Genomic DNA, 16,512 nt, shown 5'->3' with positions numbered 1-16,512 from the left:
ACCATGAAGGTCAACGTACAGACCCTCGATGCAGCGGAAGCTGGCGATCTGGAGCTCAACGACGCCGTTTTCGGCCTTGAGCCCCGCGCCGACATCCTGCACCGCGTCGTCACCTGGCAGCTCGAAAAGCGTCGCGGCACTGCCCGCGGCACCCGCGAGCGTTCCGATGTCGCCCGCACCGGCAAGAAGTTCGGTCGCCAGAAGGGCGGCGGCACCGCCCGTCACGGCGATCGCCGCGCTCCCGTCTTCATCGGCGGTGGTAAGGCCCACGGCGCCCGCGTCCGCGACTTCAACCCTTCGCTGAACAAGAAGGTTCGCGCGCTGGGCCTGAAGATGGCGCTGTCGTCGAAGGCCAAGACCGGATCGCTGATCGTGGTCGACAACCTTGACGTTGCCGAAGGCAAGACCAAGGCGCTGGTCGCCAGCCTTGCCAAGCTGAACCTGTCCAAGGCGCTGTTCATCGACGGCGACGCGGTCAATGTCAGCTTCGCCAAGGCGTCGGCCAACATCGTCGGCGTGGACCTGCTGCCCGCCGTCGGCGCCAATGTCTACGACATCCTGAAAGCCGACTCGCTGGTGCTGACCCGCGCCGCGGTCGAAAAGCTGGAGGCCCGCTTCAATGGCTAAGAACGAAGCCGCGACCGTCGCCAACCGTCATTATGACGTGGTTGTCGCCCCGGTCATCACCGAGAAGTCGACCCTTCTCTCCGAAAACAACGCCGTGGTTTTCAAGGTTGCTGGCGACGCCACCAAGCCGGAAATCAAGGCTGCTGTCGAAGCCCTGTTCGGCGTGACCGTGAAAGCGGTCAACACGCTGATCCAGAAGGGCAAGGTCAAGCGCTGGAAGGGCAAGCCCTACAAGCGCAACGACGTGAAGAAGGCGATCGTGACGCTGGCCGAAGGCCAGTCCATCGACGTCACCACCGGTATTTGAGGCGGGATCAATGGCACTCAAGCACTATAACCCGACGAGCCCGGCCCAGCGCGGCCTGATCCTCGTCGACAAGTCGAGCCTGCACAAGGGCAAGCCCGTCAAGGCGCTGACCGAAGGCAAGCGCAAGACCGGTGGCCGCAACAACAAGGGTCATGTGACCTCGCGCGGTATCGCGGGCGGTCACAAGCAGAAATATCGCATCATCGACTTCAAGCGTCGCCTGTGGGACGTCGAAGGCACGGTGGAGCGTCTGGAATATGACCCCAACCGCACCGCCTTCATCGCGCTGGTCAGCTATCCCGATGGCACCCAGAACTACGTCCTGGCGCCGCAGCGTCTGGCCCCCGGCGACAAGATCATCGCGGGCAAGAAGACCGACGTGAAGCCGGGCAACGCGATGGAACTGGGCCAGATGCCGGTCGGCACGATCATCCACAATATCGAGATGAAGCCGGGCAAGGGCGGTCAGCTCTGCCGTTCGGCGGGCACCTATGCCCAGCTCGTTGGTCGCGATCGCGGCATGGTGATGGTTCGCCTGTCGTCGGGTGAACAGCGGTACATCCGTTCCGACTGCATGGGCACGGTGGGCGCGGTGTCGAACCCCGACAACGCCAACACCAACCTTGCCAAGGCCGGCCGCAACCGCTGGCTGGGCAAGCGTCCGCTGACCCGCGGCGTCGCCAAGAACCCGGTCGATCACCCCCATGGCGGCGGTGAAGGCCGCACCTCTGGCGGTCGTCATCCGGTCACCCCCTGGGGCAAGCCGACCAAGGGCGCCCGCACCCGTCACAACAAGGCCACGGACAAGTTCATCATCCGTAGCCGTCACGCCAAGAAGAAGAGGTAATCCGCGATGGCTCGTTCCGTCTGGAAAGGTCCGTTCGTGGACCTCAGCCTTCTCAAGAAGGCCGAAGCGGCCCAGGATGCCGGTGGCCGCGCCCCGATCAAGACCTGGTCGCGTCGCTCCACCATCCTGCCGCAGTTCGTGGGCCTGACGTTCAACGTCTACAATGGCCGCAAGCATGTTCCGGTGTCCGTCAACGAGGACATGGTGGGTCACAAGCTGGGCGAATTCGCCCCGACCCGCTATTTCCCCGGCCACGCCGCCGACAAGAAGGGTAAGCGCTGATGTCGAAGCCCAAGGCTCCCCGTCGCGTCGCCGATAACGAGGCTCTGGCCGTCGGCACGCAGATCCGTGGTTCGGCGCAGAAGCTGAACCTGGTCGCCGCGCTGATCCGCGGCCGCAAGGTCGAAGACGCGCTGAACGTGCTCGCCTTCTCGAAGAAGGCGATGGCGGTCGACGTTCGCAAGGTGCTGGCTTCGGCCATCGCCAATGCGGAAAACAACCACAATCTCGACGTCGACTCGCTGGTCGTCGCGGAAGCTTCGGTGGGCAAGAGCTTCACCCTGAAGCGTTTCCACGCACGCGGCCGCGGCAAGTCGACCCGTATCCTCAAGCCCTTCAGCCGCGTGCGCATCGTCGTGCGTGAAGCTGGCGAAGAAGCGGAGGCGTAAGCACATGGGTCACAAGAGCAATCCGATCGGTCTGCGTCTCCAGATCAACCGCACCTGGGACAGCCGCTGGTTCGCCGAAGGCCAGGATTATGGCCGTCTGCTGCTGGAGGATCTGAAGATCCGCCAGTACATCATGAAGAACCTGCCGCAGGCCGCGATCAGCAAGGTCGTGATCGAGCGTCCGGCCAAGCTGTGCCGCGTGTCGGTCTATGCCGCCCGTCCGGGCGTCATCATCGGCAAGAAGGGCGCGGACATCGAAAAGCTGCGCCGCAAGCTGGGTCAGTTCACCGCGTCCGACGTGTCGCTGAACATCGTTGAAATCCGCAAGCCGGAAATCGACTCCAAGCTCGTCGCACAGGGCATCGCCGACCAGCTCGAACGCCGTGTCGCCTTCCGTCGCGCCATGAAGCGCGCGGTGCAGTCGGCCCTGCGTCTGGGCGCCGAAGGCATCAAGATCACCTGCGGCGGCCGTCTGGGCGGCGCGGAAATCGCCCGCACCGAATGGTATCGCGAAGGCCGCGTTCCGCTGCACACGCTGCGCGCGAACGTCGACTATGCCGAGGCCGAGGCGCACACCGCCTATGGCGTGTGCGGCATCAAGGTCTGGATCTTCAAGGGCGAAATCCTGGGCCACGACCCGATGGCCACCGACCGGCTCATGCTGGAGGCTCAGACCTCCGGCGTGCGCCCGGCGCGCTGATTATAAGGTAGGTATAGCGTCATGCTGCAACCGAAGAAGATGAAGTTCCGCAAGACCTTCAAGGGTCGGATCAAGGGCGAGGCGAAGGGCGGTTCCGCCCTGAACTTCGGCGCCTATGGCCTGAAGGCTCTGGAACCCGAGCGCGTCACCGCCCGCCAGATCGAGGCGGCCCGCCGCGCGATCCAGCGTCACCTTCGCCGTCAGGGCCGTCTGTGGATCCGCGTGTTCCCCGACGTTCCGGTGTCGAAGAAGCCCGCCGAAGTCCGCCAGGGCAAGGGCAAGGGTTCGGTCGAATATTGGGCCGCTCGCGTCAAGCCGGGCCGCATCCTGTTCGAACTGGACGGCGTGCCCGGTCCGCTCGCAGCAGAGGCCTTCTCGCGCGCCGCGATGAAGCTGCCCATCAAGACCAAGGTCGTCGCCCGCCTCGGCGACACCTCGCATCTGGGAGCGTGAAGCCGATGGCCAACGTTGCTGATCTCAAGACCAAATCGGACGACGAGCTGTCGACCGAACTGAACAACCTGAAGCGCGAGCAGTTCAACCTGCGTTTCCAGGCCGCCACCAACCAGCTGGAAAAGCCCAGCCGGGTGCGTGAAGTGCGCCGGTCGATCGCGCAGATCATGACCCTTCAGTCCGAGCGTTCGCGCTCGGCTGCGAAGTAAGAAGGAAACACACGATGCCCAAGCGCGTGCTGACGGGAACGGTGGTTTCCGACAAGACCGACAAGACGGTGGTGGTTCGCGTGGAGCGCAAGGTTAAGCACGCGCTCTACGGCAAGATCATCCGCCTGTCGAAGAAGTACCATGCCCATGACGAGGGCAATGTCTACAAGGAAGGCGAGACGGTCCGCATCGAGGAAACCGCCCCGATTTCCAAGCTGAAGACCTGGAAGGTCATCGAGCGCGTGGATACGCACAAGTCGCCCGAAACGGCGGCCTGAGCCAGTCACCGGCCCACGGGGTCGAAAACATGCAAACGCGGGCTGGCCTTTTCCTTCGGGAGAAGGTAAAGGCCCGCGCTTCATGTTTCGAATCTTCCGGGTCGAAACAGGAATTCGGAACCGCCGGGGATTGTCCCGGTAGGCCAAATGAGAAGGAACCGGATCAATGATCCAGATGCAATCCAATCTTGACGTCGCGGACAATAGCGGCGCCAAGCGCGTCCAGTGCATCAAGGTGCTGGGCGGGTCGAAGCGGCGCTTCGCGGGCGTGGGCGACATCATCGTCGTCTCCGTCAAGGAAGCCCAGCCGCGCGGCAAGGTTAAGAAGGGCGACGTGCATCGTGCCGTCATCGTCCGCACCGCCAAGGACATTCGCCGCGCCGATGGCTCGGTGATTCGTTTCGACGGCAATGCCGCTGTGCTCATCAACAAGAACGAGGAGCCGATCGGCACCCGTATCTTTGGCCCGGTCGTTCGCGAACTGCGCGCCAAGAAGCACATGAAGATCATTTCGCTTGCCCCCGAGGTGCTGTAATGGGCGCTGCCAAGATCAAGAAGGGCGACAAGGTCGTCGTGCTCGCCGGCAAGGACAAGGGCCGCACCGGCGCCGTCCTGCAGGTCATGCCCAAGGAGGACAAAGTCCTCGTTGAAGGCGTCAACGTGCATGCGAAGCATCGCAAGCCCGATCAGATGAACCCCCAGGGTGGCATCGATCGCAAGCCCGCGCCGCTGCACATTTCCAACGTCGCTGTCGCCGACAAGGATGGCAAGCCGACCCGCGTCCGTTTCGAGGACCGCGACGGCAAGAAGGTCCGCGTCGCCGTCAAGTCCGGTGAGGTGCTGTAATGGCCGACAAATATATCCCGCGCTCCAAGGCGCTCTATGACGCCGAAATCGCCAAGGCGATGACCGAGAAATTCGGTTACAAGAACGTCATGGAAATCCCCCGGATCGAGAAGATCACGCTCAACATGGGCGTGGGCGAAGCGACCCAGGACAAGAAGAAGGTCACTTCGGCGGCCGAAGAGATGGAACTGATCGCGGGCCAGAAGCCCGTCATCACCAAGGCCCGCAAGTCGATCGCCCAGTTCAAGCTGCGCGAAGGCATGCCCATCGGCGCCAAGGTGACGCTGCGCCGCGAGCGCATGTACGAGTTCCTCGATCGCCTGATCAACATCGCTCTGCCGCGCGTTCGCGACTTTCGCGGTCTGAACCCCAAGAGCTTTGACGGTCGTGGCAACTATGCCTTCGGCATCAAGGAACAGATCATCTTCCCCGAGATCAGCTATGACCGCGTCGACAAGGTGCGCGGTATGGACATCATCGTGACCACCACGGCGAAGACGGACGATGAAGCGCGCGAATTGCTGCGCCTCTTCGGCTTCCCCTTCCCGATCGAAGAGAAGCAGGCGGCCTGAACGGCCCCGCTTCTCTTTCCGACCAACCCAAGGAAAGAGAACTTAAGTCATGGCGAAACTGAGTTCGATCAACAAGAATGAGCGCCGCAAGAAGCTGGTGAAGAAATATGCCGGCCGCTATGCGAAGCTCAAGGCGATCGCGAATGATACGACCGCTGACGACTCCGATCGGCTGATCGCGCGTCTGAAGATGGCGGAAATTCCCCGCAACGGCAACCCGACCCGCATCCGCAACCGGTGCGAACTGACGGGCCGCCCGCGCGCCTATTACCGCAAATTCCGCCTCTGCCGTGTGCAGCTCCGCGATCTGGCCAACAAGGGCCTGATCCCCGGCGTCACCAAGTCGAGCTGGTAAGGATCATTTGAGATGGCATTGACCGATCCCCTGGGTGATATGCTCACCCGCATCCGCAACGGGCAGCAGGCGAAGAAGGACAGCGTTGTGTCCCCCGCCAGCAAGCTGCGCGCCCGCGTGCTCGACGTTCTTCAGCGTGAAGGCTACATCCGTGGCTATAGCGAGGAAGCGCTCGGCAAGCATCCCGGCCTGCGGATTGAACTGAAATATTTCGAAGGGCAGCCCGCGATCAAGCATGTCGCCCGCGTGTCCAAGCCTGGCCGCCGCGTCTATTCGGGTTCCAAGGAACTGCCGGTGGTGCGCAATGGCCTGGGCATCACCATTGTCTCGACGCCCAGGGGCGTTCTGTCCGACGCGGAAGCGCGCGAACAGAATGTCGGCGGCGAAGTGCTGGCGGAGGTGTTCTGATGAGCCGTATTGGCAAGAAGCCTGTCGCGATCCCCGCTGGGGTGACGGCGACCATCGAGGGCGGTCAGCTCTCGGTCAAGGGCCCCAAGGGCACACTGGCGCTCCAGTTGCGTGACGAAATCAGCTACGCGGTCGAGGATGGTAGCATTTCGGTGCAGCCTGCCAACGCTTCGAAGGCTGCGCGCGCTTTCTGGGGCATGCAGCGCACGATGGTGCAGAACCTGATCACCGGCGTGACCGAGGGCTTTTCGAAGAAGCTGCTCATCACCGGCGTCGGTTACCGCGCCAATGCGCAGGGCAAGACCCTGAAGCTGCAACTGGGCTATTCGCATGACGTCGACTTCGACGTGCCCGAAGGCATCGAGATCAAGACCCCGGATAACACCACGGTCGAGATCAGCGGCATCGACAAGCAGAAGGTGGGTCAGGTCGCTGCCGAGATCCGCCGCTGGCGCAAGCCCGAACCCTATAAGGGCAAGGGTATCAAGTACGCCGGCGAGTTCATCTTCCGCAAGGAAGGGAAGAAGAAGTAAGATGGCAAAGCTTTCCCTCTTCGCGCGGCGTCGTCGCCGCGTCCGCACCGCGCTCAAGGCCGTTTCGGGCGCCCGCCCGCGCCTGTCCGTGCATCGTTCGGGCCGTCACATCTACGCCCAGGTCATTGATGACGCCGCCGGCAAGACCGTCGCGTCGGCTTCGACCCTGGACAAGGATGTCGGTTCGAAGGCTCTGGGCAAGACCGGCGCTTCTGCTGAAGCCGCCGCCGATGTCGGCAAGCGCGTCGCCGCAGCGGCGACCGCCGCTGGCGTCACCCAGGTCGTGTTCGACCGTGGTGGCTTCCTGTTCCATGGCCGCGTCAAGGCGCTGGCCGATGCCGCCCGCGAAGGCGGGCTGGAGTTCTGATCATGGCTGACGAAAACACCATTCAGGCAGCGCCCGAAGGCGCTGAAGCGACCGAGGGTCGCGGTCCCGGCCGTGGCCGTGGCAACCGTGGCGGCGACCGCAACCGCGGCGAACGCGGCGGCCGTGGCCGTCGCGACGACCGTCGCGGCAATCGTGACGAGGAACAGGGTGAGGAGCTGATCGAAAAGCTGGTTCACATCAACCGCGTCAGCAAGACCGTGAAGGGCGGCAAGCGCTTCGGTTTCGCGGCTCTGGTCGTCGTCGGCGACGGCAAGGGTCGTGCGGGCTTCGGCCATGGCAAGGCGCGCGAAGTGCCCGAAGCCATCAGCAAGGCGACCGCCGCCGCCAAGAAGGCGATGGTCCGCGTTCCGCTGAAGGAAGGCCGCACCCTGCACCATGACGGCCTGGGCCATTTCGGCGCTGGCAAGGTGACCGTGCGTTCGGCCCCGGCCGGGACCGGCATCATCGCGGGCGGCCCGATGCGCGCCGTCTTCGAAAGCCTGGGCGTGGCGGACGTCGTGACCAAGTCGAACGGCACGTCGAACCCCTATAACATGATCCGTGCGACCTTTGAGGCGCTGGGCGAACAGACCAGCCCGAAGTCGGTGGCGCAGCGCCGTGGCAAGAAGGTCGCCGACCTTCTGCGTCGTGGCGGCGCATCGGCCGAAGTCGCGCAGGCCGACGCCGAAGCGATTGCGGAGTAACCGATATGGCGAAAATCAAGATCAAGCAGATCGGTTCGCCGATCCGTCGCCCCGCCGACCAGAAGAAAATTCTGATCGGTCTGGGCCTTGGCAAGATGCACCGCGTGGTGGAGCTGGAAGACACCGCGGAAGTCCGCGGCGCGATCAAGAAGCTGCCGCATATGGTGGAAGTGGTCGAGTAGATTGAAAGGTAAAGCGCGGGATCGGAAGCTGGCGTGTTGCGTTTTGGCGCTCATTCCACTTCTGATCTTGTTTGCTTGGTCAGGCAAATTTCTACTGATCATATTTTTACACGTCGTTACATTTGTGCAGCTCTCACTGAGCGGCCAGATTTGACAGTGCGCGACAAAAGCGAAAGCGAGTGCAAGATATGAAACTGAACGAAATCAACGACAATGCCGGCGCCCGCAAGGGCCGGATGCGTGTGGGCCGGGGCATCGGTTCGGGCAAGGGCAAGACCGCCGGTCGCGGCCAGAAGGGCGCCAAGGCGCGTTCGGGCGTCGCCATCAACGGCTTCGAAGGCGGCCAGATGCCGCTCCACATGCGGATCCCGAAGCGCGGCTTCAACAACATCTTCGCCAAGGATTTCGCGATCGTGAACCTGGGCGCAGTGCAGGCCGCCATCGACGCGGGCAAGCTCGACGCCAACGCCACCATCGACCATGCCGCGCTGAAGGGCGCTGCCCTCGCCCGTGGCGGCAAGGATGGCGTGCGCCTGCTGGGCAAGGGCGAACTGACCGCGAAGGTCAGCTTCCTGGTGGCCGGCGCTTCCGCCGGCGCGGTCGAAGCGGTTGAAAAGGCCGGCGGCAAGGTCGAGGTGATCGCCGTCGTCCCCGCCGCCGAAAAGGCCGCCGCCAAGAAGGGTAGCGCCAAGGCCGCCAAGAAGGCCTGATCGGCCCAAAGGCTTGCAAGCATCGCCCCGCTGACCGATATGGGTTGGCGGGGCTTTGCTTTTTCGTTTCCGCGCACGCATGTCGGCGTCACACACCGTTCGACATGCCGGGCAGACGCGGTTAAGGGGATTGCGAATCCCTTTGCGGCCGGGTCGCCCGGTGCTTTTAATGTGATTGTTGAAGGTCAAGCCCATGGCATCGAGAGCCGACCAGCTCGCATCCAATCTCAGCCTCGCCAAGTTCAGCCAGGCCACCGATCTGAAAAAGCGCCTGTGGTTCACGCTGGGCGCGCTGATCGTGTTTCGTTTCCTCAGCTTCGTGCCGATGCCGGGCATCGACCCGACGGCGCTGGCCAGCGCGGTTCAGGATACGCGGGGCGGCGTTCTCGACATCTTCAACACCTTTTCGGGCGGCGCGCTGGAGCGTGCGAGCCTGATCGCGCTGGGCATCATGCCCTATATCACCGCGTCCATCGTGGTGCAGCTCGCCACTTCGCTGGTGCCGCAACTGGCGGCGATCAAGAAGGAAGGCGAAAGCGGGCGCAAGAAGCTGAACCAATATACCCGCTATGGCACGGTGCTGCTGGCAGCGGTGCAGGGCTATGCGATCGCCGCGGGCTATGAATCGCGCGGCGCGGTGATCGATCCGGGTCTGTTGTTCCGCGTGTCGGCGGTGATCTCGCTGATCGGCGGCACCATGTTCCTGATGTGGCTGGGCGAACAGATCACCTCGCGCGGGATCGGCAACGGCACCTCGCTCATCATCATGGCGGGCATCGTCGCGCAATTGCCGGTGACGCTGGCCAATTTGTTCAAGTCGGGCAGCGAAGGCTCCATTTCGGGCCTGACGATCATGCTGATCGTGGTGCTGGGCACGGGCCTGATCGCGCTGATCTGCTTCATGGAGCGGGCGCAGCGCCGGGTGCTGATCCAATATCCCAAGCGGCAGACGCGTCAGGGGCTGATGCAGGCGGACCGCAGCCATCTGCCGCTCAAGGTCAACACCGCCGGCGTCATTCCGCCGATCTTCGCCTCTTCGCTGCTGCTGATGCCGCTGACCATCTCGCAATTCGCCGGCACGGCTGTCGCGGGCGAGAGCAAGTGGAGCGATTTCATCCTGACGCTGAACCAGTATCTGGCGCATGGCAGCCCGGTCTACATGACGCTCTATGGCCTGGGCATCGTCTTCTTCTGCTTCTTCTACACCGCCGTTGTGTTCAATCCGGAAGAAACGGCCGACAACCTCAAGCGCAATGGCGGCTTCATTCCCGGCATCCGTCCGGGCAAGAACACCGAACTCTATCTGGACTACGTGCTGACCCGGATCACGGTGATCGGCGCGGCCTATTTGGCGTTCATCTGTCTGGTGCCGGAATTCGTCATCGCGCGGGCGGGCATCCCATTCTACCTTGGTGGGACTAGCCTGCTGATCGTTGTCAATGTAACCGTCGACACCGTTACACAGATTCAAAGCCATCTGCTGGCCCATCAATATGGCGACCTGATCAAGAAGGCCAAGCTGAAGGGCCGCATCCGCTGACAGGGCGGCATAGCGCAGACGTAAACAGGGGAGAATGCGCGCAATGAACATCATTCTGCTTGGCCCGCCGGGCGCTGGCAAAGGCACGCAGGCGACGCGGCTGGTCGACAGCCGGGGCATGAAGCAGCTTTCCACCGGCGACATGCTGCGCGCCGCCGTGAAGGCGGGCACGCCGGTAGGGTTGCAGGCCAAGGCATTGATGGAGGCGGGCGCGCTGGTTCCCGACGAAGTGGTGTCGGGCATCATCGGCGAGGCGCTGGACGCGCTGCCGCCCGAAACCGGCGTGATTTTTGACGGCTATCCGCGCACCGAAGCGCAGGCGCATTCGCTGGACGCGATCCTGAGCGAACGCAGCCGCACGCTCGACCATGTCATCGAACTGGAAGTGGACGAGGACGCGCTGGTCGAGCGGATCACTGGCCGTTTCACCTGCGGGAACTGCGGCGAAGGCTATCACGACACGTTCAAGCAGCCCAAGGTTGAAGGCGTGTGCGACAAGTGCGGGGGCACGGAATTCAAGCGTCGTCCCGACGACAATGAGGAAACCGTCCGTACCCGCATGGCCGAATATCGCGCCAAGACCGCGCCGATCCTGCCGATTTACGAGGCGCGCGGCATTGTGAGCCGCGTCGACGGCATGGCCGACATGGACGATGTGACGGTGGCGGTCGCCGCCATCCTCGACGGGACCGGCGCCTGACGCTATCATGCGCCCCGATTCAACAGGGGAGGGGCGCATGATCCGTATCGCGTTGATGGCTGGGGTTTTGTTGACGGCTGCCTGGGCCTTTCCGGCCGGGGCGGCCGTAACATCATCTGACGCATCCGGCTTCGCCATTGAAAACAGCGCCGCCATCGCTGCCGATCGGGCGGACCTGTTCGCGCTGCTGGCGCAACCCGGCCGCTGGTGGAACAGCGACCATACATATAGCGGCGACGCCCGCAACATGGCGCTCGATTCGGCGGTGGGCGGCTGTTTCTGTGAAAAGATACCTGGCCGCGATGGCGCGCCCGATGGCGTCATCGAACATGCCCGCATCATCTATGCCGCGCCGCCCGCCGTCCTGCGCATGGTCGGCAGCTTCGGCCCGTTGCAGGCGGAGGCGGTGGTCGGCACGCTGACCTTTGCGATCAAGCCCGGCGCGGAAGGGAAGGGCAGCGCGGTGACGATGACTTACGTCGTCGGCGGCTATGTTCGTGGCGGCGCGGACAAGCTGGCGCCTGTGGTCGACATGGTGATGGGGCAGCAACTGGCGGGCCTGAAGCGCGCGGCGGAAATGGCGGCAGCGACGCCATGACCGGGATCGGGCTGGTGAAACGGCGCCATGGCAGGGGCATGGCGGCTGCTTCCCGGTCGGCTCGCTTGAATTGCGACTAATTTCCGCTTATTTTGCAACCATGGCCATTCTTCCGATCCTTGAAACGCCGGACCCGCGGCTCCGCACCATCTCGACGCCCGTGGAGGCGATCGACGACGATCTTCAGCGCCTGATCGACGACATGTTCGAAACCATGTATGATGCGCCGGGCATTGGCCTGGCCGCGATCCAGGTGGGCGTGCCCAAGCGGCTGCTGGTCATGGACTTGCAAGAGCCGGAGGAAGAGGACGGCCCGCCCGTCAGGAAGCCGATGGTGTTCATCAATCCGCAGATACTGGACGGGTCGGAGGAATTGTCGGTCTATCAGGAAGGCTGCCTGTCGGTTCCCGAACAATATGCCGAGGTCGAGCGCCCGGCGCGCGTCCGCGCCAGTTGGATGGACCGGGACGGCCGCATCCATGAGGAGGAACTGGACGGCCTGCTCGCCACCTGCCTCCAGCATGAGATGGACCATTTGCAGGGCGTGCTGTTCATCGATCATCTGTCGCGCCTGAAACGCGACATGCTGCTCAAGAAGCTGAACAAGGCGCGCCGGGCCGCCTGACCCGGCCGCCCGTATCGCTGCTCCATCCCCTTGTCCCCCCCGGCCAACCTGTTTCCCATGCCCTATGGCGATGGGACGCTGCATCACAGGCGCGCGCCCTTCCTGCTGTTTGACGACGCGCGGCCAGTCGGCGCGGCCCCGGCGCGGCTCTATCGCGATCCGGTCGGGATGATTGTCGCGCGGCTCCCGCAGGAGGTCGCGCCCGCGCTGGAGCGCCTCGCGGAGGCTGTGCGCGCCGGGCGCCATGCGGCGGGCTATTGCGCTTATGAGCTGGGCTTTGCGCTGGAGCCGCGACTGGAGGGGCTGGCCAGCGCCCCCACCGATGGCGACATGCCTTTGCTGTGGTTCGGCCTGTTCGAGTCTGTCGAGCTGGCGGCGGCGTCGGCCGTGCCCGCGATGCTGCCCGACGCGGCGGCAGCGAAGGTCAATGCGATGACGCCGATGGTGTCGCGCGCCGATTATCTGACGGCTTTTGGCCGGGTGCAGGACATGATCCGCGCGGGCGACATCTATCAGGCCAATCTGACCTTTCCCTGCGAACTGGCGATCAGCGGCGATCCGCTGGCGCTTTATGCCGCCATTCGCGGGCGGCAGCAGGCTCCCCATGGCGGCATTGTGTCGACCGGGCAGGGGATGCTCCTGTCCTTCTCGCCCGAACTCTTCTTTGCGCTGGGCGGGGGCAGGCTGGCCGCGCGGCCGATGAAGGGCACGGCGACGCGGCGCGCCGACCGGCAAGAGGATGCCGCCGCCATGGCGGCGCTGGCCGCCGACCCGAAGCAGCGCGCCGAAAATCTGATGATCGTCGACCTGCTGCGCAACGACCTGTCGCGCGTGTCGGTCGCCGGCAGCGTGAAGGTGCCTGATCTGTTCCGGGTCGAAACCTATCCGACGGTGCATCAGATGGTGTCGGATGTGCAGTCCGTGCTGCGCCCCGGCCTTGGGCCGGTCGACGTGCTGCGCGCGCTGTTCCCCTGCGGCTCCATCACCGGAGCGCCCAAGCTGCGCGCGATGGAGGTGATCGCGGCTGTCGAGCCGCATGGGCGTGGCGCTTACACTGGCGCGATGGGCTGGATCGACCCGGAGGGTGACGCCAGTTTCAACGTGCTGATCCGCACGCTGGCCATCGGCGCGGACCCGACGCGCGCGCGCATCGGCCTGGGTTCGGGCGTGATCGCGGATTCGACCGGGCCGGAAGAATGGGCCGAATGTCTTGCAAAGGCACGATTTCTGACCGATGGCTGGCGCAGCGAAGGATAGTGAATCACCCATGTCTCTGGCCGACGGACGGTTTGATCTTCTGGAAACCATGGCCTTCGATCCCGAAGAGGGGATCAGGCTGCTTGACCTTCATCTGGAACGGTTGAAGGCGAGCGCGACTGCGCTGGGTTTCGCCTTTGACCGCCATGCCGTACGCAATGACCTGCAGGCCGCGACCTTCCGCCTGCGCGAGCGCAGCCGGTTGCGGCTGCTGGTGTCGCGCGGCGGCGCGACGGCGATCGAGGTGCGGGCGCATCGCACATGGCCGCATGCGGTGATGCCGGTGGCGATCGTGCCGCGCAACGCCCCGGCAAGCGACCTGCGCCTGTTGCACAAGACCACCGACCGTTCGCTCTATCGCGACGCGCTGCGCCGGGGCGGCACTTATGAAGTGGTGATGACCGACGAGCGCGGCTTCCTGACCGAAGGCAGTTTTTCGACGATCTTCGTCGAGCGGGGCGACAAGTTGCTGACGCCGCCGAGCAGCCGTGGCTTGCTGCCCGGCATATTGCGCCGCAGCCTGATCGACATGGGCGAAGCGGTCGAGGCGGATCTGCGCGCCCATGACCTGGAGCGCGGCTTCTTCATCGGCAATGCCGCGCGCGGGATGGTGGCGGCGACGGTGCATCGCTGAGCCGGCTGGCGCAATATGGCCGCACGCTGTGAACTGGCGGTTGCCCCTGCGACCGTTGCGCACTAAGGGACGCCCCGTTCGCCTGCTTTGCGGGCAAGGGGATTTCCAGGAAAGATTCGCACCATGAGCCAGACTTCCGCCGCACTCGGCCGTATCCAGCCCTCCGCCACGCTCGCCATGAGCGCGCGGGTCAATGCGCTGAAAGCCGAAGGCGTGGACGTGATTGGCCTGTCGGCGGGCGAGCCCGATTTCGACACGCCCGATTTCGTCAAGGAAGCGGGCATCGCCGCGATCCGCAACAACCTCACGCGCTATACCGATGTCGATGGCACCGCCGATGTGAAGGAAGCCGTCGCCTTCAAGTTCAAGCGCGACAATGGCCTTGCCTACAAGCGCAGCCAGATCAGCGTCAATTCGGGCGGCAAGCATACGCTGTTCAACGCGCTGGTCGCGACCGTCGATGCAGGGGATGAGGTCATCATCCCGGCGCCTTATTGGGTCAGCTACCCCGATATCGTCAACTTTGCGGGCGGCACGCCGGTGTTCATCGAAGGCCCGGCGCGCCAGGGTTACAAGATCACCGCCGCGCAGCTCGATGCCGCGATCACGCCGCGCACCAAGTGGGTGATGCTCAATTCGCCGTCCAACCCGTCGGGCGCGGCCTATTCGGCCGATGAGCTGAAGGCGCTGGGCGAGGTGCTGCTGCGCCATCCGCATGTTCTGGTGATGACCGACGACATGTATGAGCATGTCTGGTATGCGCCCACGCCCTTTGCGACCATCGCGCAGGTGTGCCCGGACCTTTATGACCGCACGCTGACGGTGAACGGCTGTTCCAAGGCCTTTTCCATGACCGGTTGGCGCATCGGCTTTGCCGGCGGCCCCGAGTGGATCATCAAGGCGATGGGCAAGCTGCAATCGCAGTCGACCAGCAACCCCTGTTCGATCAGCCAGGCGGCCGCGGTCGCGGCGCTGACCGGCCCGCAGGATTTTCTGGAAGAGCGCAATGCGGCGTTCAAGAAGCGCCGCGACATGGTCGTCGCCATGCTGAACGACGCGCCGGGCCTGGATTGCCCGACGCCCGAAGGCGCCTTCTATGTCTATCCCGACGCCAGCGGCCTGATCGGCAAGACGACGCCCAAGGGCGCGCTGATCGACAGTGACGAGGCGCTGATCGGTTATTTTCTGGACGAGGCCCGCGTCGCCGCCGTCCATGGCGCCGCCTTTGGCCTCTCGCCCGCCTTCCGCATCAGCTATGCGACGTCGGAAGAGGTGCTGAAAAAGGCGTGCACTCGCATTCAGGAAGCCTGCGCGGCGCTGAAATAAGCGCAAAAACGGAAACGGATCGTTGCGCGTCGCGCCGTCTTGAAAGAGACGGACGCGACGCCTATTTGCGTTTCGATTAAAAACGAATTTGGTCTTGCCGTTTGTCGCTCTCTCGGACGCATTGATCGAAACAATGTGACCGGCGTCACGGCGTTCAGCCATGGGCAAGGCGATAGAGGGCAAGGCGGCGCCGTTGGAGTCCGCCGATGACCATGTGATTCAGGGACTATGTGAAGGTTATGAAGTCTTTCCTCAAATCCGACCTGTTCCTCCGCTTCCTTGGCGGCTTTGCCCTGGGCGCGGTGGGCATGTTCCTGTTGCAGCCCAATGATCCCCCGGCCTTTGCGTCGACCGCGCTGGCGGCGTCGACAGCGGACCATGCGGGTCTTTGATCGCGCCCTGCTGACCGTTTCGGCGGTCTTGCTGGCCGTTGCAACGCCCCTGTCGGCGGCTGAGCGGGCTGTTCAGGCGCCCGCCCCGGCCATCGACGCCGCCGCGACCCGCAAATGGGAAACCGCCGTCTTTGCCGGCGGATGCTATTGGGGCGTCGAGGGCGTATTTTCCCATGTGAAGGGCGTTCATCTGGCGGTGTCGGGCTTTGCCGGCGGGCCAAAGGGACGCAAGGTCGATTACGAGCAGGTCAGCGAAGGCGATACCGGCTTTGCCGAGTCGGTGCGCATTACCTATGATCCCAAAGTCGTCACCTATGGCGCGTTGATGCGGATATTCTTTTCCGTCATCGCCGATCCGACCACGCTCAATTATCAGGGGCCGGACCATGGCACACAGTATCGCAGCGCGCTGTTTCCGCTGAATGCGGAGCAGGAGCGGGCGGCGCGCGCCTATCTGGCGCAACTGGACAAAAGCGGCCTGTGGCGCGAACCGGTGGTGACGCGGGTGGAACGCTTTACCGGCTTTCAGGATGCCGATGCGTATCACCAGAATTTCCTGACGAAGAACCCTCGCCACCCCTATATCCTGCGGTGGGACATGCCCAAGGTCGCAGCCTTGCGAACGATGTTCCCGGCGCAGTATCAGGATCGGCCCGCGCGATAATCGCCGGGGC

Annotated in this window: 28 protein-coding genes; all 28 read left to right on the top strand. The window is 64.0% G+C overall.

All coding sequences use genetic code 11. The annotated features are described in order from the left end of the window. Positions 1–3 precede the first annotated feature (3 nt). The 28 genes from rplD to msrA all read left to right on the top strand — a co-directional run bounded on the left by rplD (position 4) and on the right by msrA (position 16,502). Positions 4–627: a 50S ribosomal protein L4 gene (gene rplD / locus GGR44_RS14930; protein ID WP_183956285.1), complete on the top strand. Its 624-nt coding sequence runs from the start codon at positions 4–6 to the stop codon at positions 625–627. Beyond that, positions 620–934 (top strand): 50S ribosomal protein L23, encoded by a 315-nt coding sequence (locus tag GGR44_RS14925; RefSeq protein WP_183956284.1) that lies wholly within the window; start codon positions 620–622, stop codon positions 932–934. The genes rplD and GGR44_RS14925 overlap by 8 nt, the downstream gene beginning before the upstream one ends. 10 nt (positions 935–944) lie before the next feature. Then, entirely contained in the window at positions 945–1,781 is an 837-nt protein-coding gene (gene rplB / locus GGR44_RS14920) for a 50S ribosomal protein L2 (protein ID WP_183956283.1), read from the top strand. Between the two features lie 6 nt (positions 1,782–1,787). Beyond that, the gene (gene rpsS / locus GGR44_RS14915) at positions 1,788–2,063 is read left to right on the top strand and encodes a 30S ribosomal protein S19 (RefSeq protein WP_021244948.1); all 276 of its coding nucleotides are present in this window, start codon (positions 1,788–1,790) and stop codon (positions 2,061–2,063) included. After that, complete coding sequence (gene rplV / locus GGR44_RS14910; protein WP_183956282.1) at positions 2,063–2,449, top strand: 50S ribosomal protein L22; 387 nt, start codon at positions 2,063–2,065, stop codon at positions 2,447–2,449. The genes rpsS and rplV overlap by 1 nt, the downstream gene beginning before the upstream one ends. A 4-nt stretch (positions 2,450–2,453) precedes the next feature. Next, positions 2,454–3,149 (top strand): 30S ribosomal protein S3, encoded by a 696-nt coding sequence (gene rpsC / locus GGR44_RS14905; RefSeq protein ID WP_183956281.1) that lies wholly within the window; start codon positions 2,454–2,456, stop codon positions 3,147–3,149. A gap of 21 nt (positions 3,150–3,170) precedes the next feature. Next, on the top strand, positions 3,171–3,602 hold the full coding sequence (gene rplP / locus GGR44_RS14900) for a 50S ribosomal protein L16 (protein WP_183956280.1): 432 nt from the start codon (positions 3,171–3,173) through the stop codon (positions 3,600–3,602). A gap of 5 nt (positions 3,603–3,607) precedes the next feature. Next, the gene (rpmC, locus tag GGR44_RS14895) at positions 3,608–3,811 is read left to right on the top strand and encodes a 50S ribosomal protein L29 (protein ID WP_183956279.1); all 204 of its coding nucleotides are present in this window, start codon (positions 3,608–3,610) and stop codon (positions 3,809–3,811) included. A gap of 14 nt (positions 3,812–3,825) precedes the next feature. Further along, on the top strand, positions 3,826–4,089 hold the full coding sequence (gene rpsQ, locus GGR44_RS14890) for a 30S ribosomal protein S17 (protein ID WP_009820639.1): 264 nt from the start codon (positions 3,826–3,828) through the stop codon (positions 4,087–4,089). Between the two features lie 166 nt (positions 4,090–4,255). Beyond that, positions 4,256–4,624, top strand: a complete 369-nt coding sequence (gene rplN, locus GGR44_RS14885) for a 50S ribosomal protein L14 (RefSeq protein WP_183956278.1) — start codon at positions 4,256–4,258, stop codon at positions 4,622–4,624. Then, positions 4,624–4,935 (top strand): 50S ribosomal protein L24, encoded by a 312-nt coding sequence (gene rplX, locus GGR44_RS14880; protein WP_183956277.1) that lies wholly within the window; start codon positions 4,624–4,626, stop codon positions 4,933–4,935. The genes rplN and rplX overlap by 1 nt, the downstream gene beginning before the upstream one ends. Then, positions 4,935–5,507, top strand: a complete 573-nt coding sequence (rplE, locus tag GGR44_RS14875; protein WP_183956276.1) for a 50S ribosomal protein L5 — start codon at positions 4,935–4,937, stop codon at positions 5,505–5,507. Before rplX ends, rplE begins: the two co-directional genes overlap by 1 nt. A gap of 49 nt (positions 5,508–5,556) precedes the next feature. Beyond that, complete coding sequence (rpsN, locus tag GGR44_RS14870; RefSeq protein ID WP_183956275.1) at positions 5,557–5,862, top strand: 30S ribosomal protein S14; 306 nt, start codon at positions 5,557–5,559, stop codon at positions 5,860–5,862. Between the two features lie 12 nt (positions 5,863–5,874). Beyond that, positions 5,875–6,270 (top strand): 30S ribosomal protein S8, encoded by a 396-nt coding sequence (gene rpsH / locus GGR44_RS14865; RefSeq protein ID WP_021239751.1) that lies wholly within the window; start codon positions 5,875–5,877, stop codon positions 6,268–6,270. Then, complete coding sequence (rplF, locus tag GGR44_RS14860) at positions 6,270–6,803, top strand: 50S ribosomal protein L6 (RefSeq protein WP_183956274.1); 534 nt, start codon at positions 6,270–6,272, stop codon at positions 6,801–6,803. The genes rpsH and rplF overlap by 1 nt, the downstream gene beginning before the upstream one ends. A gap of 1 nt (position 6,804) precedes the next feature. After that, complete coding sequence (rplR, locus tag GGR44_RS14855; protein WP_183956273.1) at positions 6,805–7,170, top strand: 50S ribosomal protein L18; 366 nt, start codon at positions 6,805–6,807, stop codon at positions 7,168–7,170. A gap of 2 nt (positions 7,171–7,172) precedes the next feature. Beyond that, positions 7,173–7,874, top strand: coding sequence for a 30S ribosomal protein S5 (gene rpsE / locus GGR44_RS14850; RefSeq protein ID WP_183956272.1), 702 nt, complete (start codon positions 7,173–7,175; stop codon positions 7,872–7,874). 5 nt (positions 7,875–7,879) lie between these two features. Then, a complete protein-coding gene (rpmD, locus tag GGR44_RS14845; protein WP_021316788.1) occupies positions 7,880–8,056 on the top strand; it encodes a 50S ribosomal protein L30 in 177 nt (58 codons plus the stop codon). A gap of 188 nt (positions 8,057–8,244) precedes the next feature. Next, on the top strand, positions 8,245–8,766 hold the full coding sequence (rplO, locus tag GGR44_RS14840) for a 50S ribosomal protein L15 (protein ID WP_183956271.1): 522 nt from the start codon (positions 8,245–8,247) through the stop codon (positions 8,764–8,766). Positions 8,767–8,959: 193 nt separating this feature from the next. After that, positions 8,960–10,306: a preprotein translocase subunit SecY gene (gene secY, locus GGR44_RS14835; RefSeq protein WP_183956270.1), complete on the top strand. Its 1,347-nt coding sequence runs from the start codon at positions 8,960–8,962 to the stop codon at positions 10,304–10,306. A gap of 43 nt (positions 10,307–10,349) precedes the next feature. Next, entirely contained in the window at positions 10,350–11,006 is a 657-nt protein-coding gene (locus tag GGR44_RS14830; protein ID WP_183956269.1) for an adenylate kinase, read from the top strand. Positions 11,007–11,043: 37 nt separating this feature from the next. After that, positions 11,044–11,604, top strand: coding sequence for an ATPase (locus GGR44_RS14825; RefSeq protein WP_246344700.1), 561 nt, complete (start codon positions 11,044–11,046; stop codon positions 11,602–11,604). Between the two features lie 100 nt (positions 11,605–11,704). Next, positions 11,705–12,229, top strand: a complete 525-nt coding sequence (gene def, locus GGR44_RS14820) for a peptide deformylase (RefSeq protein ID WP_183956268.1) — start codon at positions 11,705–11,707, stop codon at positions 12,227–12,229. Between the two features lie 57 nt (positions 12,230–12,286). After that, complete coding sequence (gene pabB, locus GGR44_RS14815) at positions 12,287–13,486, top strand: aminodeoxychorismate synthase component I (RefSeq protein ID WP_183956267.1); 1,200 nt, start codon at positions 12,287–12,289, stop codon at positions 13,484–13,486. 10 nt (positions 13,487–13,496) lie between these two features. Next, positions 13,497–14,120 carry an aminotransferase class IV gene (locus tag GGR44_RS14810; RefSeq protein WP_183956266.1) on the top strand — a complete coding sequence of 208 codons (624 nt, stop codon included), beginning with the start codon at positions 13,497–13,499 and terminating at the stop codon, positions 14,118–14,120. Positions 14,121–14,243: 123 nt separating this feature from the next. Further along, positions 14,244–15,446, top strand: a complete 1,203-nt coding sequence (locus GGR44_RS14805; RefSeq protein ID WP_183956265.1) for a pyridoxal phosphate-dependent aminotransferase — start codon at positions 14,244–14,246, stop codon at positions 15,444–15,446. A gap of 239 nt (positions 15,447–15,685) precedes the next feature. Then, complete coding sequence (locus GGR44_RS14800) at positions 15,686–15,838, top strand: hypothetical protein (protein WP_183956264.1); 153 nt, start codon at positions 15,686–15,688, stop codon at positions 15,836–15,838. After that, the gene (gene msrA / locus GGR44_RS14795; protein ID WP_183956263.1) at positions 15,825–16,502 is read left to right on the top strand and encodes a peptide-methionine (S)-S-oxide reductase MsrA; all 678 of its coding nucleotides are present in this window, start codon (positions 15,825–15,827) and stop codon (positions 16,500–16,502) included. The genes GGR44_RS14800 and msrA overlap by 14 nt, the downstream gene beginning before the upstream one ends. The last annotated feature ends 10 nt before the right edge of the window (positions 16,503–16,512 follow it).

The sequence above is a fragment of the Sphingobium fontiphilum genome, from assembly GCF_014196635.1.
Classification (GTDB): Bacteria; Pseudomonadota; Alphaproteobacteria; order Sphingomonadales; family Sphingomonadaceae; genus Sphingobium; species Sphingobium fontiphilum.
Note: the sequence above shows the minus strand (reverse complement) of the source record. Positions and strands in the feature narration are given on the sequence as shown.

Excerpts from the sequence above, each read along its gene's own strand:
- rplD (WP_183956285.1), top strand. The coding sequence starts at position 4 with ATGAAGGTCAACGTACAGACCCTCGATGCAGCGGAAGCTGGCGATCTG.
- GGR44_RS14925 (WP_183956284.1), top strand. The coding sequence starts at position 620 with ATGGCTAAGAACGAAGCCGCGACCGTCGCCAACCGTCATTATGACGTG.
- rplB (WP_183956283.1), top strand. The coding sequence starts at position 945 with ATGGCACTCAAGCACTATAACCCGACGAGCCCGGCCCAGCGCGGCCTG.
- rpsS (WP_021244948.1), top strand. The coding sequence starts at position 1,788 with ATGGCTCGTTCCGTCTGGAAAGGTCCGTTCGTGGACCTCAGCCTTCTC.
- rplV (WP_183956282.1), top strand. The coding sequence starts at position 2,063 with ATGTCGAAGCCCAAGGCTCCCCGTCGCGTCGCCGATAACGAGGCTCTG.
- rpsC (WP_183956281.1), top strand. The coding sequence starts at position 2,454 with ATGGGTCACAAGAGCAATCCGATCGGTCTGCGTCTCCAGATCAACCGC.
- rplP (WP_183956280.1), top strand. The coding sequence starts at position 3,171 with ATGCTGCAACCGAAGAAGATGAAGTTCCGCAAGACCTTCAAGGGTCGG.
- rpmC (WP_183956279.1), top strand. The coding sequence starts at position 3,608 with ATGGCCAACGTTGCTGATCTCAAGACCAAATCGGACGACGAGCTGTCG.
- rpsQ (WP_009820639.1), top strand. The coding sequence starts at position 3,826 with ATGCCCAAGCGCGTGCTGACGGGAACGGTGGTTTCCGACAAGACCGAC.
- rplN (WP_183956278.1), top strand. The coding sequence starts at position 4,256 with ATGATCCAGATGCAATCCAATCTTGACGTCGCGGACAATAGCGGCGCC.
- rplX (WP_183956277.1), top strand. The coding sequence starts at position 4,624 with ATGGGCGCTGCCAAGATCAAGAAGGGCGACAAGGTCGTCGTGCTCGCC.
- rplE (WP_183956276.1), top strand. The coding sequence starts at position 4,935 with ATGGCCGACAAATATATCCCGCGCTCCAAGGCGCTCTATGACGCCGAA.
- rpsN (WP_183956275.1), top strand. The coding sequence starts at position 5,557 with ATGGCGAAACTGAGTTCGATCAACAAGAATGAGCGCCGCAAGAAGCTG.
- rpsH (WP_021239751.1), top strand. The coding sequence starts at position 5,875 with ATGGCATTGACCGATCCCCTGGGTGATATGCTCACCCGCATCCGCAAC.
- rplF (WP_183956274.1), top strand. The coding sequence starts at position 6,270 with ATGAGCCGTATTGGCAAGAAGCCTGTCGCGATCCCCGCTGGGGTGACG.
- rplR (WP_183956273.1), top strand. The coding sequence starts at position 6,805 with ATGGCAAAGCTTTCCCTCTTCGCGCGGCGTCGTCGCCGCGTCCGCACC.
- rpsE (WP_183956272.1), top strand. The coding sequence starts at position 7,173 with ATGGCTGACGAAAACACCATTCAGGCAGCGCCCGAAGGCGCTGAAGCG.
- rpmD (WP_021316788.1), top strand. The coding sequence starts at position 7,880 with ATGGCGAAAATCAAGATCAAGCAGATCGGTTCGCCGATCCGTCGCCCC.
- rplO (WP_183956271.1), top strand. The coding sequence starts at position 8,245 with ATGAAACTGAACGAAATCAACGACAATGCCGGCGCCCGCAAGGGCCGG.
- secY (WP_183956270.1), top strand. The coding sequence starts at position 8,960 with ATGGCATCGAGAGCCGACCAGCTCGCATCCAATCTCAGCCTCGCCAAG.
- GGR44_RS14830 (WP_183956269.1), top strand. The coding sequence starts at position 10,350 with ATGAACATCATTCTGCTTGGCCCGCCGGGCGCTGGCAAAGGCACGCAG.
- GGR44_RS14825 (WP_246344700.1), top strand. The coding sequence starts at position 11,044 with ATGATCCGTATCGCGTTGATGGCTGGGGTTTTGTTGACGGCTGCCTGG.
- def (WP_183956268.1), top strand. The coding sequence starts at position 11,705 with ATGGCCATTCTTCCGATCCTTGAAACGCCGGACCCGCGGCTCCGCACC.
- pabB (WP_183956267.1), top strand. The coding sequence starts at position 12,287 with ATGCCCTATGGCGATGGGACGCTGCATCACAGGCGCGCGCCCTTCCTG.
- GGR44_RS14810 (WP_183956266.1), top strand. The coding sequence starts at position 13,497 with ATGTCTCTGGCCGACGGACGGTTTGATCTTCTGGAAACCATGGCCTTC.
- GGR44_RS14805 (WP_183956265.1), top strand. The coding sequence starts at position 14,244 with ATGAGCCAGACTTCCGCCGCACTCGGCCGTATCCAGCCCTCCGCCACG.
- GGR44_RS14800 (WP_183956264.1), top strand. The coding sequence starts at position 15,686 with ATGAAGTCTTTCCTCAAATCCGACCTGTTCCTCCGCTTCCTTGGCGGC.
- msrA (WP_183956263.1), top strand. The coding sequence starts at position 15,825 with ATGCGGGTCTTTGATCGCGCCCTGCTGACCGTTTCGGCGGTCTTGCTG.